Origin of the sequence: Promicromonospora sp. NFX87 (assembly GCF_048564965.1) — a bacterium.
In the GTDB taxonomy this organism is placed as follows: domain Bacteria; phylum Actinomycetota; class Actinomycetes; order Actinomycetales; family Cellulomonadaceae; genus Promicromonospora.
On the sequence record NZ_CP183414.1, the window covers coordinates 62,712 to 75,706 of the forward strand.

Sequence of the window (12,995 nt, forward strand, 5' to 3'; positions counted from 1 at the left end):
TCGACGGCAACGATGCGCGATGGGACCCCACCGGTGGCATGTGGGTCACTGAGTAGAGACACCACAGCCGCCGGCAGACATTTGCTTTTCCCGTTATGAAGCGGACTCCGAGATCGACGACCCGCTGCGGGTCAGGCCCCGACTCCGTCGATCTCGGCGATCCACTCGTTGACGGCGGTGACGGCCTCATCCAAGGTCGCCTCGACGCCGGCGTCCTGAGCGGCACGCTGGTAGTCCTTGGGCCAGTGCGGGTGCGCCACGACCTGTGGGGGCCAGTGCCGTGCTTGGCGACCCAGAGTCTCAGCGTCAGCCGCCCGCGCCTCGAAGACGGCACGCGCCGCCTCAAGGACCTCGGCGTTCGTCGGAATGCCCTCTTCCGTCACCAGTCCCCGCAAAAGGAGAAGGTCAACGACATCGCGTGGCCGATCGTTGACCCACGTCGGTGGGTCGTGCGGGTCCGAGCAGGCGTGCAGCTTCTGGGCGATCTGGTACCGCATGGCCAGTGCCGCGAGCGTGTCGGGGGAGGGGAGGCCGAAGGGATCGAGGGTCGGGGCTGGCACGCTCTCAGGCGTGGTGCCCGCTCCGCCCTCGTCGGGAGCGAGCTCCACCTGCACTTTGCGCCACCTCTGGCCTCTGATGTCGGCGTAGATGTTCAATCTGCGAGGCGCGATGATCCGAGTTGGGGTTTGAATGATCTCGATCTCGGAGCGGGACATCTCCAAGGGGCCCCATGGCTCTTCCAGCGCGTCGTCGAGGGCGGACAGGAAGTCGTCGATGTCGCCCCGAACCAGTCCGTCCACGTCGCTGGTGGCTCGTGCGCTCTGGCCGAGCCGGTGCTGGAGCAGGGTTCCCCCCTTGAGGAGAAATGAGGGAGTGCCCGTGGCGTCGACGGCACGCTGCAACACGGCGACGACGACGGTTGATGCCACCAGCCACCCCATGCGGCCGCCGGCTGCTGGCACCCCAAGGGTCTTCTCAGCTTGGTTGATCCACTGACTCAGGATGGCCGTGCTTCTCGGCGGATTTGCCTTCGGTTTCAGGTTGGCCAGCGAGGGCGTGTTGACGCTTGCGTCGTGGTCAGTGGTCATGGCGGGCCTCCAAGATGGCGCCGAGGCGATCTGCGTCGGCAGTCCGTACCAGCCCGGTGCGTTGTCCTCGCTCCATCGCTTGGCGCAGCAGATAGGTCGGCGTACCCAGGGTGATGCACTGCTCGATCGCTGTCGCCGCGGTCACGACCCGCATTTCTTCCCACCAGCGGACCTGCCGGGGCCCGAGCCGCTGTACGTGGACGACGAAGCGGTCGTTGTCTTCGCGCCGGATGCGACGAGGCCTGGGGATCGTCACGTGGTATCGGGCAGGGTTGACATCGCTGATCTCGAGCACCAGGAGTGCAGTCTCATGGCTCAACGCTGCCTCCGGGTCTCCCGTACGCAGGAGCGCCACCTGAAACGGCTCGTGAGCGATGCCGGGAAGGTGCGGGTAGCGGTAGATGCCGTGGGCGACTCGCACCAGGCTTCCGCGTGAGACCAAGTTGTCGATGGCACCCGCACTCAGGCCCAGGTCCTCAAGGGCCTGTTGCCGGGTGATCAACCCGTTCTGTACTGCTGCGAGGTCGCGGAGCACATCTCGGGCGAGGGACCTTCCTTCCGCCTGCATGTCAAAATTCTATCATTTCTGATGCATTATTGACGCGCCATGGGTGTTGCGGGGGATGACATAGCTGCCGCGCAGGACGAGCCCCGCGTCAGTTCCTGGAGGCCAGCATGGGGGCCGGCTCGGTCATCTGGGTGAGGAGATCGCGGGCGGCGATGCAGTCCTCAAGAGCGCGGTGTCCACCATCGAGGCGCAGGTTCCAAGCAGTCATGAGCCAGTCACTGCGAGCAGCCATGAGGCACTGCCAGCGCTCCGGTTCCCCCAGATGGGCCAGCTCAAGCCCATCGCGTTGCGCATGCCGTTCGACGACGTCTCGGTCGAACGGAGCGTTGTAGGCCAGGACGATCCTGCCCCGGGTGACCTCGAGCAGCTGGGGCCAGACCTCCGCGAGCGCCGGGGCGGTAGCGAGCTCGCTGTCCTCGATCTTGTGCACGGTCCGAGCGCCGTCCTCGATGGGGCAGCTGGGTTGCACCAACGTGTCCAGGAGAACGTCGCCGGTGGCGGCGTCGACGACTGCGATCTCGACGGCGAAGCCTTCGAGCCCTGTGGTCTCGGTGTCGAGGATGACGGCGGCGCCGGGCGCGCGCATCGCGCGGGCCCAGCGGATCGCGGCGCCGGCGCGTGTCGAGACGGTGATGTCGTCGGCGTACTTGGTCAGGGCAGGGTGCTCGGCGATCGCTTCGCGGAACTGCGTCACGGTCGGGGTGTCGTCGTGGCGCTCGTAGTCGCATTCCCAGCGGCCGAAGTAGGGGTTGAACCATGCCCATACCTCGGTGCCGAACCGGTCGCTGAGGTCGGCGAGCGCGCGGCGCACCACGGTTGCGCGCGCTTCTGTGGGTGGTGCCAGATGCCGTAGAGGTGAGCGTTCGCCGGGCTTCGCGTTCTGCGCGGCCGCCCAGTCGATCGCTGGGTGCTCGAGGAGCTTGTTCAGGTCTCCGGTTCGGTACAGCGGGATGGTCTGCTCCCGCTGCCGACCGATCCTCTTGGTGTGGTGCTTGTGCGCCACGACGAGGCCGGCGTTGACCAGGTGGTTGAAGTCGCTCCGGCGCAGCCGCATGTGCTCGGCGGCCGCGTCCGCGATCAGGAGCCGGTTCGCCGCGAGCGCCTTCAGGGCCGCCGGGTCGTGAGCCAGGGCTTCGATCTCGGATCGGGCGTATCGCTCCCACCTGCACGTCAGGTCGCGCTGGGCGGCGATCGTTTCCAGCTCGGACCGCGGCCAGCCCAGGAGCCGGGCCGCCTCCCGCGGGGTCATGCTCCGCTCGAACCATTCCTCGCGGTCCTTCGTGACCGCGGCGATCTGGTCGTCGGGCAGTGCGTCGAGCTCTGAGCATCCCCAGAGCGGCCAGCCTCCCTCGTCCTCGGCGACGACCGTCAGCTGCCCCGCCTCGGTCAGCGTCATCACGTCGTGCACCGTCACGGCCACGCCGGTGCGGGCGGCGAGCCGCTTGGCCGCGTGGCGTTCCCCGATCGGAGGCTCAGATCCGACGACGGCCACGATCTCCGCTCGGCGCTTCGCCACGTCGTCGACGACGGCACTGGGCCAGGCGGCTGAGGCAGGCCACACGGTCGTCAGGGGAGCCGGGCGGGATTCTTCGTCGGTAGGAATCAGGCCCATCGCGATCGCTTGGGCCCACTGCACGGGCGTCAGCCCTGACCGTTCCACGCTCTTAGGCAGGTCCAGGACGCGGGTCGCGCTGGTGCTCACTGGCTGCCCACCGGGCCTTGTGATGGTCACCGGGCAAGCGTGCCAGCCGTCACTGACAACGCCGCGGCGGTGATCACCTACGCCGCGGCGTAGGCCGCCGCGAGCGTCGAGCCGGCGGCGCGCCGCGCTCTCGATCTTCTGCGCGCGCCGCGCCGACGGCGCGCAGGGCGAGGGCGGTCGCCGTGCAGCTCAGGGTGGCCAGGCGCGCGCCGGATTCAAAGTAGGCAATTAGGCCCTAGTCAGGGGGCGGGCCGCTGCGCTGTTCCCGAGGCAGCCCTCACCTCGCGTCCGGTGCCGCCTTCTGCTGGCGCAGAACCTGCAGGTGCCTCACCGTCAGCGGCTGGCTGTCCTCCGCTGGAGCGCGCAGCAGACGGCTCACCACGCCCTGCGTCAGGCCTGTCGCGAGCGCGATCTCCTTGATGGTCATGCCGTACGCCTTGCTCAGGGTCTGCACGCCGGCCGCGGCTTCGCTCGTCGCTTCGGCCCTCAGCTCAGCGATCTGCACATCGAGCTGGCGCGCTCGCTCGAACCGGTCGAGAGCCGGTTCTGGCAGCTCGGGCACAACCACGACGTCGATCTGGGCCACCGGCAGAGAGGTCGCCGCGGCCAGGGCCTCACGGGCGGCTTCGTACGCGGCAGTGAGCCGGGGGACCTCGATCCAAAACGTCGGGTCCTGATCGGTTTCCAGTACCCAGTCGGTCCCGACCCGACGGGCTGTGACCCTGAACCTACGCATGCACGGCACCGGTCCGATCGTCATGCTTCACGTCGCCCACCGTAGCGACTCAAGAGCTAGGCGGCCGGAGTCCCGCTCTCCGCGGTCACATCGGCAGGCACCTCGGCCGGCACGTCGTCGAGTCGTCCGAGATTCATGACGCGCCAGCCCGGGGGCAGCGCGGCCTCAATGAGAGGTATGCCGTCCTCGTAGCTGTCGGCCTCGACGACGAGTTCCTCGGCCGGGCCGGGGGAGGGAAGGGTCAGTTCCTTCGGGATCTCCTCGATCCATGCGTGCACCTTCACCTTCGCGGCCACGGCCCTGCCTCGCTCTCTCGTCGCCGGCCGCACCAGGGCCGGATCATCCTGCGCTCAGATTACGTCGCCGCTGCTACCTGTTGACCGCACGGCGCTCGCGGCACGCCGAACCGATGATAGAACCTTTGTTCTATTCTGTTGGTATGCAAGGTGAGCGTCGGCGTGAACTACTGGAGGCTGATGCTCGCCGATTCTGGCCTTATGGCGCACCGGTCAACGCGGGGAGCCCTCGTTTCGTACCGCCTCAGATCGACTCGCACGGGGGGCTACCTGTGATCGTGCGGCTGGAGTGGGCCGGCCACGAGGAGCTGGTGCCGGCACGAGCCGGCCGGTGGACGGCGACTGCCGTGCTGGTCAGGATCGGAGCGCCGGGCGCACCGCGGAACGCTCCGGAGCTGCTGTGCTGGCTGAGAGCGGGCGACGACGTGTCCAGCTCGATCCCTCCACGCCCCCTCGGCAGGTGGTACCGCGGGCACGTGTCACACCTGGACCTGCTGGAAGTGAAGGCATCACGGTGGCCGGCCTCCAAGCCGCTCAATGAACGACAGCCGCGCTCGGTCCCGATCAAACCGCAGGGAGACGTCCCGGTGATCGTGCGCCTGGTGTGGCACGAGTACGAGGAGCTGCTGCCGGCACGTGTGATCCGTTGGACCGGTGAATCGCTGGACGATGCCGCGATGGCCGTGGTCCGACCGCCCCGTGGCCCAGGCATCGCTGAGCTGATCTGCTGGCTGGCGATCAGAGACGTCTCGACCACGATCCCGAGGCGCCCCCGCCCGCTCCAGTTCCGTCGTGCTCAAGATGCGCGCCGGACCGTCCAGCGGCGGAAGACCGCCTAGGCATCCACAACGCCGCGTAGTTGCGTGGGGTACAGGAGCCCACATGCACGAGTGAACAGCCGCGAGCGCCGGCGCTGGCTACGGTGAGCGACGTGGACGAGACCTTGGAGTTCCCCTACCCGGGCCCGGTGGAGAACGCGCTGCTGTGCATTCACTTCGATCCGACCAGCCCCGCGTTCGCTGGCCTGGCCGAGCGGCTCGGCGTCGACGTCGACGGTTCGCTCGCCGTCGATGAGGTCCAGGTGCTGCCGGACGGCTGGATTCGTGCTTTCTACCTGCACATGCCCAACCTCGACGTCGACGAGAGCCCGTACCCGACCGATCGCGTCGATGTTCTCCTGCGCGCTGATCAGGTTGTCGCGATCAGTTCTCGTCTCCAGCTGCGCGGCCCGCCGCCGAACAAGCTGGACGACTTCGACAGGGACGAGATCATCGAAGAGCGTGCGCGCCTTGATGCCGGCTTTCGATCCACCGCGCCTCCCCGAGCTGAGGCCTGAGGCAGGGATGGCCAGCATCCGCATCCGTGAGATCGCGCCAGCCCGCGAGACCGAGACAGCGCACTCGCTGGCGCAGCTCCGACGCAGTCTTCAGCGGTCTGATGGAACAGACAGCTTCGACAGCGTGACTGCGGCCAGGCCAGCGAGCGCCGCGGCCTGATCGCCGAGCACAGCGTCGTCGAACCGAACGGTCGCGGAGTGGTTCGAGGGTGCCGTCGCGGCCGGCACGTCCTCGGGGCGGGCTCCGAGCAGGATGAAGCAGCCGGGGACTTGCTCGAGGACGTAGGAGAAGTCCTCGGCTCCCATGATCGGGTTCGGGCGCTCGATGACACGGTCCGCGCCGTGCAGCTCGGCCAGGGTCGTCTTGGCGTGATCCCACATGCCGGTGTCGTTGATCGTCACGGGGTACTGCTGCTCGAAGACCACGTCGGCGGCGCAGCCATGTGCGACGGCGATGCCATCGACGAGCTGGGGGAGCTCGGCGGCGAGCTGGGCGAGCGATGCGTGCGACAGGTTTCGCACGGACGCCTTGAGCTCCGCCGTCGAAGGGATGACGTTGGCCGCGGTGCCGGCGCGCAACTCGCCGACGGTGATGACGACCGGGTCGAACGCGTCGTGGCGGCGCGTGACGTAGGACTGCAGGGCGCTGACGATTTCCGCGATGACCGGGATCGGGTCGACCGACATCCACGGGGACGAGGCATGGCCGCCTCTGCCGCGGACGGTCACCTGTAGGACGTTCGAGCCGGCCCACGCGGGCCCCGCCTTGGACAGGAACGTGCCCCGTTCGAACAACCCGGAGACGTGGATGCCGAACGCGGCGTCGACGCGCCCGCCGGCGGCCTCGAGCACGCCTTCCTCGATCATCGGCAGCGCGCCGCCGGGGCCTTCCTCACCGGGCTGGAACATGAACACGACGTCGCCCGCCAGTTCGTCCCTTCGCGCGCTCAGCAGCCGGGCTGCCCCGACCAGTCCCGCGACGTGCAGGTCGTGCCCGCACGCGTGCATCGCACCGGTGGTCGACGCGAACTCCTCCCCGGAGGCCTCCGTGACGGGCAGAGCGTCCATGTCGCCACGCAGCAGCACCACCGGCCGGCGGCCGCCCGCTGTTGGTGCGCCACCGCGAAGGACGGCGACCACGGAGCTCAGCGCCCGGCCGGTAGTGATCTCCAGCGGCAGGCCGTCCAACGCTTCCAGGACCGCAGCCTGCGTCCGCGGAAGGTGCAGCCCTACCTCGGGGTCTCGGTGGATTCGCCGACGCAACGCCACCAGCTCGTCGAGCATCCCCGCTGCTTCATCAACCCAGCCCACGCTGCCAGCTCCCCCCGGTCTCGGTACCGCGACACTATCGGCGCGACGACGCATCCCAGCCGACCACCAGCTGCCTGTCCCACCAGGTGGACCGCCAGGAGGGTCGGTCCGGAAGCCAGGCGCTCAGAGAGACGCCGCGGGGGTGCCGGGATGCAGCAACCTAAGGAAGGATCACCGCATGCGTCTTCTGATCCTGGGCGGTAGCTGGTTCCTCGGGCGTGCGCTGATCGCCGGCGCCGTCGAACGCGGCTGGGAGGTGACCGCGTTCACGCGGGGACGATCCGGCCAGCCGCCCGAAGGCGCCCGGCACGTGCAGGGAGACCGCACCGTGCCAGAGGACCTGATCCGGCTCGCGGAGGCCGGACCCTGGGACGCGACGATCGACACCTCAGCCTACGAACCCGGCGAGGTCACCCAGGTCCTGACCACGCTCGGAAACCGCGTCGGACGCTACGCCCTGATGTCGACCGTATCGGTCTACATGGACTGGCCTGAGCGCGCCGTGACCGAGTCCTCCCCGCGCTGGCCGGCCCGGCCCGATGCCGCGGCGACCGACCCCGACATCGAGCAGATGGCCGTCCCGACCCGGTACGGGACGCTGAAGGTCGCGTGCGAGCTCGCCGCCGAGCAGGCACCCGGCGGCGCCCTGATCCTGCGCCCGGGCGTCATCCTCGGCCCCGGGGAGTACACCGGCCGCATGCTCACACTCCTCGGCCACGCCCAGCAGGACGGCCGCTGGCTCTTGGCCGGCACACCCGACCGGCGGATTCAGCCGATCGACGTACGCGACGTCGCCGTGTTCGTCCTCGAGGCGCTCGCGGCGGGCCTGACCGGTCCCTACAACCTGGTCGCGCCGAAGGGCTCGGCGACCTACGGCGAGCTCATTGAGGCGTGCTTGCGGGTCACCGCCGGCACGGCTGAACCGGTCTGGGCGGCGGGCCCCTGGCTCAAGTCGCGGGGCGTAAACCAGTGGACCGAGATCCCGCTGTGGCGGCTCAACCCGGGCACCTGGGAGGTCGACTCGGAACGCGCTCAGGCGGCTGGACTGCACTGCCGACCCTTGGAAGAAACAGTCGCCGACACCTGGGCCGACTATCAGCTGCACCCGCCGGTCTCGCACCCGCGGCAGGCCGAGCACGGAATGGACCCTGAGAAGGAGACGCGCTTGCTCGCCGAACTGGACGCGATGCATGCGGTCGCTGAGCACTCACCGGAGCACCGATCATCGTCGAGCTGAGGCGTGCGCTGTGGTGGCGATGGAGCAAGCTCGATGCCCGGGTAGCCGGGGCGTCAGTGCAGGTGTGATGCCGAGTGGAACGGTCTCACCCGGTCGGGCGTCTCACCCCTCCCAACGTCGCTGAGCGCGCCCAACGCCTAGGACACGCTGGCGGCGAGCAGCGCGCGGTGCTGCTGTGCCGCGGTGACGAAGTCGCCGATGCGCTCGTTGAGGGCGCGCACTTCGCCGCCGCCGCGCCAGGTTCCCACGGCTAGTTCCTGGCGCACTCGGTCGAAGCGGCCGGTGAGTCCGTGGCGACGCTCACCAACCGGCATGTCCCACACGACGCGCAGATCATCGGCGGCGGCATCGAGATCGCCAGCGGCCAGATCGGCAGCGGCCAGATCGACATGAGCTGGTTCGAGCAACGTCTCGGGGTCTGGCTCTGGGCTCGCGAGCGCCCCGCGGATGCGGGGAACCGCCGCGGCCGGGTCGCCCGCTGCTACCCAGGCGGCACCGATGCACAGCTCGTGCCGGGTGGTGCGCCACCCGAACTCGCCGCCGATGTGGTCCTGCAGCTCGCTGTCGCCGGCGGCTCGCTCGAATGCAGTGTCGGAGCGTGCGACGTCGGCGGCGACCTCACGTGCGTCGCCGAGCAGTCCCCAGGCGCGAGCGCGGATCGCGTACAGCCGTGCCGTGGGTGTCCCCGCAGGTGCGTGGTCCAGTGCGCGGTCCAGGAGGTCGATTGCGTCGCGCGGCCGACCCGCCCAGTAGGCCACGAGAGCGAGGAAGCCGCCGGACCAGGCGCGCAGGCCGGCGTGGTCGATGAGGTCGGCGTAGCCGATCGACGCCTTGGCCAGGGCTTTGGCAGCGACCATCTGGCCGACGTCGAAGCTGGCCGCGGACAACAGCGAGCTGGCGATTCCTGCGGCTAGGTAGAGGTCGCTTTGCTGACCAGGACGGCGGGTGCGCTCCAGCAGCCCGTAGGCCATGTCCCGTGCGGCCCGGGCCTCGGCGAGCATCTGCCCGGCGGGTATCTCATGGAAGTCCTTGGCAAGCCGGGTCACGTCGTCCTGTACGTGCTCGATCCCACCATGTTCGATACCGGCCATAGCCGTGGACAGGTGAAGCCACGTCTCGCGGGCCGCGGCGGATGCGGCCAGCGAGTCGACCCTTGCGACGTCGGCCTGAGGCGTTCCCGGGCGCTGGACCGTGACGAGCTGGCGTTCCGCTAGGGAGTAGGTGCTGAGATCGTCCTCGTCAACGAGATCAGCGACGGTGCAGCCATGACCGAAGGCGAGCACCAGGCCGGCCAGGTGTTCTGGGCTGGGCTGCGCGCCTCCGAACGGCCATGACTCCCACTTTGAGACGCGGGTGTCGTCGATCGGAGCGGACGGGTTCGCGGCCCGGTACGCCTGCACCGCCCTCCATTGCTCCCACCCCAGTGCGTATCGCCAGGCGGTGCGCGGGCGCACGTTGAAGCGGCGCCCCATCTCGGCGGCGATCTCGGCGACGGTCAGGCCATTGGCGTGGAGCTGCTGGCGGACCTGTTCGCGTTCGGCCTTTCGACTACGTGCCATCGTGAGCTCGCTGTCTGTCCGGTGGTTCAGGAGGCAGCCCAGCGGGCGCTGGGCTCGTTGTTCTTCAGGGTTGCCAGACGGAATGCCAGCTGGGTCGCCGCGTCGTCGTCGCCTCGATCGGCGCGTTGGATGTAGGAGCCGAGGGTGTGCAGGTCCCGCAGCTCGGTCAGGACCGGCAGGCCGGGCCAGTCAGCCACGTCGTACCCGTAGGCCCGGGAGAACGCCTGGAGCTGGTCCTTGGTCCTGCCAAACCGGATCCCCTGGAAGGTGTTCGCGAGATCGACCTCCCGCGGCCCGACGGCCGCCTCATCCCAGTCACCGAGCCGCGCTCGGTCACCGTCCCACAGCGTGTTGCCGGGGTAGGCGTCACCGTGGATTAGGCCGCGACCGAGCGGGAAGTCGAGAGCGTCGTGCCTGGTCAGCAGGTATTGCGAGCGACTGAGCAGCCAGTCTCGATCGGCGGACGACAGCGCGACGGAGTTCTCGATCGTGTGCTGCAGTGCTACGTGTGGCCGGTGTGGCGGCAGCGTCAGGGGTGGGGCGGGTAACTGGTGCAGCTCGCGCAACAGCCGACCGAGGTGCTCGGGTCCTGGCGGTGGACCATCAGGCTGGGGGTAATGGCGCCACAGCGTGGCGGTGTGACCGTGTGTTTCCAAGGGCTGAGGTACGTCGAGCGGTTGGGTGACGTCAATGCCCTGGCTGGTGAGCCAGCGGGTGAGCCTGAGGGACCGGTCGAGTGCGTCGTGCTGGTCGGCGGTGCTGATGCGAACGATCGCTTGGTCCTTCGGTGCCACAAAGACGGAGGTGGCGTGGGCGCGTACGGGGGCAAGGTCGTCGGTGCGCAGCCCCCAGATTCGGCAGGCTTCGACGGCGGCGTCATGGGGTGTTGTGGCTGTGGCGGTCATCGGCGTTCTGGGCCCTCGGTTCCGTCGATCACGTCATAGTCGTTGATCAGCTCGGCGAGCTGCTTGATGGCTGGGTTTTTTTCGTGTTCGGGGCGGTGCATCAGTGACCGGACGCGGTCCATGGCGCTGCCGAGCTGGCGGATACGCATCTGGGGCGGCAGGTCGAGCACGTGCCGCAGGGCGTGCTCGACGTCGTCGACGCGGTCGTGGAGGATCCCGATGGTGAGCAGATCGATGTGTGCCAGCGCTTCGTCGCCGTAGGAGCGCTCCTCGACGGGTCCGGTGCGGTAGGCAGTGATCGCCGCGGTCGAGTGCCGCCGGGCGGCTTCGTACTCACCGAGCAGCGTGTACGTCCCGCCGAGGTAGTAGTCCTGCTTCGCCGCAGGGAACGTCAGCAGACCACCGAACTGGACGACCTCGTCGTTGACGGGTGTCTCATCGCGAGCCGCGTGGAACTGGTCCAGTGCTGCGCGGGCCCGCGCGTTGTCGCCGATCTTCGCTGCAGCCCGGGCTTCGATCGCGGCGATCCGGATCCGGGACTCGCCTTGCGGCGCGAGAGCGGCCGCCTGCTGCGTCAGCCTCAGCGTCATGCGGCTCTGGGGCGACCACTCGGTGATGAGAGCTGCTGTCCCCGCGGTCCAGGCCTGCAGGCCGGTGTGCCCGGCGTGCTCCGCGAACAGGCGCGCTGCCCGGATCTGCGTCACCGACGACTTGAGCTCACCGAGGTTCTGGGAGGCATGCGCCAGGAGCAGGCATGCGCTGCCGGCCAGGAAGAACAGGTCGCTGCTCAGTCTCGGGTTGGGCCGCTCGTTGAGCAGCGTGAAGATCTCGTCGCGGACGGCGATCAGCTCGGTGAACAGCGGGCGCAGCGGTGCGTGCACATAGTCGGTCGCGATCCGAGAGAGCCGGAAACCGAACTGCTCAAGAACGTCATCGCTGAGGCCCTGGGAGGAGAACAGGTCCGCAAAGGCACTCGAGCTGCGCGCCGCTTCAGTGGCCATAGCGCGCAGTCCCGCGGTGTCATCGCTCGGGGCGAGTTCTGCGACAGGAGGTTGAGGATCGATCACCGCCAGCTCCGCAGCGGAAAGGCTGCCGCGGTCGTGGTCATCGACCAGGTCACGCGGTGTGCAGCCATGGCCGAATGCCAGGGCGAGCCCGGCGAGATTCTCCAGGCTCGGCCGGCTGCCGCCATGCGGCCACCTCTCCCACTTGGAGAGGCGCGTCTCGTCGATGCGGGCAGTCGGGTTCGCTGTCCGGTACGCCTGGACTGCGCGCCACTGCTCCCACCCCAGCGCGAAACGCCACGCCGTGCGCGGACGCTCTCCGAACCGGCGTCCCATCTCGACCGCGATCTGAGCGACGCTCAAACCTGTGGCCTGCAGATGACGACGCACCTGCTCGCGCTCTGACTTCTCGCTTCGTGCCATGACATGCCCCTGTCCGGCGGGACTCAGCGGCGTGGTGCCGTGAGTGTCTTGAGGATCGAGTGGACTTGCTCGACGAGCTCGTCAGGAAAGGGCGCCTGGTCGACCTCGCGGAGTGCGCTGACAGGGATTGACCGGACCAGCTCGCACATCGCGACTTCGGCTTCCTCCGCACCAGGGTTCATCCGGACATGGGTCTCCCAGCCGCGGTCGATGGAGGTCAGCGGGACCACGATCGCGAGTCCGAGCGCGCGATGCTGTTCTGAGTGCGACATCACCAGCCACGGGCGACTGCTGGGCTCGGGGGACAGGCGCGCTCGGTCACCCTGACGGACGTCAGCGGCTCCGGACGGCCGGCTCATCGCGCGCCCTCCTCGAACCGCACCATGTAGTCCTCGACACCGCCAGGCTCCACGGAGGCATTGGCCTCTCGCCGGTAGTCATCGTCGGGGATCTGCCGTTTCACATTGGCCCAGAAGCGGCGCTGCTCATCGTCATTGAGCAGAGCGTCGACCGCCTGACCCAGCGTGAGTCCATGGGCAGCTGCGTACGCGCCCAACCGCTCCCGCACTGCGGGCGAGATCTTGATCGTCGTCTGCATAGCGCGAAGGCTACCCGGTGGTGCCTCAATCGGTATACCCATGAGTGTCCTTCTTGGTATACCTCGACCATCCGCCGCGCCCACGGGAACTTGCACCAGAGGCAAGTTCCTGCACCGCTTCTTGTGTATCCGCAGGTCAGGTGGTGGTTTCAAGCCGCGCGCAGAAATTGCATGAGCACCCGGGTTTCTGCACCTCTCATCGCGTGACCCTGTAGGGCACGGGCCGGCACAG

Annotated in this window: 14 protein-coding genes; 3 read left to right on the forward strand and 11 right to left on the reverse strand. The window is 68.6% G+C overall.

Annotation, left to right across the window (positions count from 1 at the left end; genetic code table 11):
- Positions 1 to 131: 131 nt before the first annotated feature.
- The 5 genes from ACNYC2_RS29665 to ACNYC2_RS29685 all read right to left on the reverse strand — a co-directional run bounded on the left by ACNYC2_RS29665 (position 132) and on the right by ACNYC2_RS29685 (position 4,390).
- Positions 132 to 1,088, reverse strand: a complete 957-nt coding sequence (locus ACNYC2_RS29665; RefSeq protein ID WP_419707944.1) for a nucleotidyl transferase AbiEii/AbiGii toxin family protein — start codon at positions 1,086 to 1,088, stop codon at positions 132 to 134.
- Complete coding sequence (locus ACNYC2_RS29670) at positions 1,078 to 1,656, reverse strand: type IV toxin-antitoxin system AbiEi family antitoxin domain-containing protein (RefSeq protein ID WP_419707945.1); 579 nt, start codon at positions 1,654 to 1,656, stop codon at positions 1,078 to 1,080. Before ACNYC2_RS29670 ends, ACNYC2_RS29665 begins: the two co-directional genes overlap by 11 nt.
- A gap of 88 nt (positions 1,657 to 1,744) precedes the next feature.
- The gene (locus tag ACNYC2_RS29675) at positions 1,745 to 3,388 is read right to left on the reverse strand and encodes a 3'-5' exonuclease (protein WP_419707946.1); all 1,644 of its coding nucleotides are present in this window, start codon (positions 3,386 to 3,388) and stop codon (positions 1,745 to 1,747) included.
- 247 nt (positions 3,389 to 3,635) lie between these two features.
- The gene (locus tag ACNYC2_RS29680) at positions 3,636 to 4,118 is read right to left on the reverse strand and encodes a sigma-70 family RNA polymerase sigma factor (RefSeq protein ID WP_419707947.1); all 483 of its coding nucleotides are present in this window, start codon (positions 4,116 to 4,118) and stop codon (positions 3,636 to 3,638) included.
- Positions 4,119 to 4,150: 32 nt separating this feature from the next.
- A complete protein-coding gene (locus ACNYC2_RS29685; RefSeq protein WP_419707948.1) occupies positions 4,151 to 4,390 on the reverse strand; it encodes a hypothetical protein in 240 nt (79 codons plus the stop codon).
- Positions 4,391 to 4,866: 476 nt separating this feature from the next.
- On the opposite strand from ACNYC2_RS29685, the gene ACNYC2_RS29690 reads away from it, so the two are divergent.
- Positions 4,867 to 5,229 (forward strand): hypothetical protein, encoded by a 363-nt coding sequence (locus ACNYC2_RS29690; RefSeq protein ID WP_419707949.1) that lies wholly within the window; start codon positions 4,867 to 4,869, stop codon positions 5,227 to 5,229.
- 92 nt (positions 5,230 to 5,321) lie between these two features.
- Positions 5,322 to 5,726: a hypothetical protein gene (locus tag ACNYC2_RS29695; RefSeq protein WP_419707950.1), complete on the forward strand. Its 405-nt coding sequence runs from the start codon at positions 5,322 to 5,324 to the stop codon at positions 5,724 to 5,726.
- 90 nt (positions 5,727 to 5,816) lie between these two features.
- On the opposite strand, the gene ACNYC2_RS29700 is transcribed toward ACNYC2_RS29695, so the two are convergent.
- Positions 5,817 to 7,010: a M20 metallopeptidase family protein gene (locus tag ACNYC2_RS29700; protein ID WP_419707951.1), complete on the reverse strand. Its 1,194-nt coding sequence runs from the start codon at positions 7,008 to 7,010 to the stop codon at positions 5,817 to 5,819.
- 205 nt (positions 7,011 to 7,215) lie between these two features.
- On the opposite strand from ACNYC2_RS29700, the gene ACNYC2_RS29705 reads away from it, so the two are divergent.
- Positions 7,216 to 8,274: an NAD-dependent epimerase/dehydratase family protein gene (locus tag ACNYC2_RS29705; RefSeq protein ID WP_419707952.1), complete on the forward strand. Its 1,059-nt coding sequence runs from the start codon at positions 7,216 to 7,218 to the stop codon at positions 8,272 to 8,274.
- A gap of 137 nt (positions 8,275 to 8,411) precedes the next feature.
- Here the strand turns inward: ACNYC2_RS29705 and ACNYC2_RS29710 are convergent, their stop codons facing one another.
- Genes ACNYC2_RS29710 through ACNYC2_RS29730 form a run of 5 tightly spaced genes read right to left on the reverse strand, consistent with a single transcriptional unit; the run spans position 8,412 to position 12,763 of the window.
- Positions 8,412 to 9,833 carry a hypothetical protein gene (locus ACNYC2_RS29710; RefSeq protein ID WP_419707953.1) on the reverse strand — a complete coding sequence of 474 codons (1,422 nt, stop codon included), beginning with the start codon at positions 9,831 to 9,833 and terminating at the stop codon, positions 8,412 to 8,414.
- Between the two features lie 26 nt (positions 9,834 to 9,859).
- A complete protein-coding gene (locus ACNYC2_RS29715) occupies positions 9,860 to 10,738 on the reverse strand; it encodes a phosphotransferase family protein (RefSeq protein ID WP_419707954.1) in 879 nt (292 codons plus the stop codon).
- Positions 10,735 to 12,165, reverse strand: coding sequence for a hypothetical protein (locus tag ACNYC2_RS29720; protein WP_419707955.1), 1,431 nt, complete (start codon positions 12,163 to 12,165; stop codon positions 10,735 to 10,737). Before ACNYC2_RS29720 ends, ACNYC2_RS29715 begins: the two co-directional genes overlap by 4 nt.
- A 23-nt stretch (positions 12,166 to 12,188) precedes the next feature.
- Positions 12,189 to 12,524 carry a type II toxin-antitoxin system PemK/MazF family toxin gene (locus tag ACNYC2_RS29725; RefSeq protein ID WP_419707956.1) on the reverse strand — a complete coding sequence of 112 codons (336 nt, stop codon included), beginning with the start codon at positions 12,522 to 12,524 and terminating at the stop codon, positions 12,189 to 12,191.
- Positions 12,521 to 12,763: a hypothetical protein gene (locus ACNYC2_RS29730; protein WP_419707957.1), complete on the reverse strand. Its 243-nt coding sequence runs from the start codon at positions 12,761 to 12,763 to the stop codon at positions 12,521 to 12,523. The genes ACNYC2_RS29725 and ACNYC2_RS29730 overlap by 4 nt, the downstream gene beginning before the upstream one ends.
- Positions 12,764 to 12,995 lie beyond the last annotated feature (232 nt).

What these genes read in the sequence shown, in the direction of transcription:
- ACNYC2_RS29665 (WP_419707944.1), bottom strand. Translation starts at nt 1,088, where the DNA reads ATGACCACTGACCACGACGCAAGCGTCAACACGCCCTCGCTGGCCAAC.
- ACNYC2_RS29670 (WP_419707945.1), bottom strand. Translation starts at nt 1,656, where the DNA reads ATGCAGGCGGAAGGAAGGTCCCTCGCCCGAGATGTGCTCCGCGACCTC.
- ACNYC2_RS29680 (WP_419707947.1), bottom strand. Translation starts at nt 4,118, where the DNA reads ATGACGATCGGACCGGTGCCGTGCATGCGTAGGTTCAGGGTCACAGCC.
- ACNYC2_RS29700 (WP_419707951.1), bottom strand. Translation starts at nt 7,010, where the DNA reads ATGCTCGACGAGCTGGTGGCGTTGCGTCGGCGAATCCACCGAGACCCC.
- ACNYC2_RS29705 (WP_419707952.1), top strand. Translation starts at nt 7,216, where the DNA reads ATGCGTCTTCTGATCCTGGGCGGTAGCTGGTTCCTCGGGCGTGCGCTG.
- ACNYC2_RS29710 (WP_419707953.1), bottom strand. Translation starts at nt 9,833, where the DNA reads ATGGCACGTAGTCGAAAGGCCGAACGCGAACAGGTCCGCCAGCAGCTC.
- ACNYC2_RS29715 (WP_419707954.1), bottom strand. Translation starts at nt 10,738, where the DNA reads ATGACCGCCACAGCCACAACACCCCATGACGCCGCCGTCGAAGCCTGC.
- ACNYC2_RS29720 (WP_419707955.1), bottom strand. Translation starts at nt 12,165, where the DNA reads ATGGCACGAAGCGAGAAGTCAGAGCGCGAGCAGGTGCGTCGTCATCTG.
- ACNYC2_RS29725 (WP_419707956.1), bottom strand. Translation starts at nt 12,524, where the DNA reads ATGAGCCGGCCGTCCGGAGCCGCTGACGTCCGTCAGGGTGACCGAGCG.
- ACNYC2_RS29730 (WP_419707957.1), bottom strand. Translation starts at nt 12,763, where the DNA reads ATGCAGACGACGATCAAGATCTCGCCCGCAGTGCGGGAGCGGTTGGGC.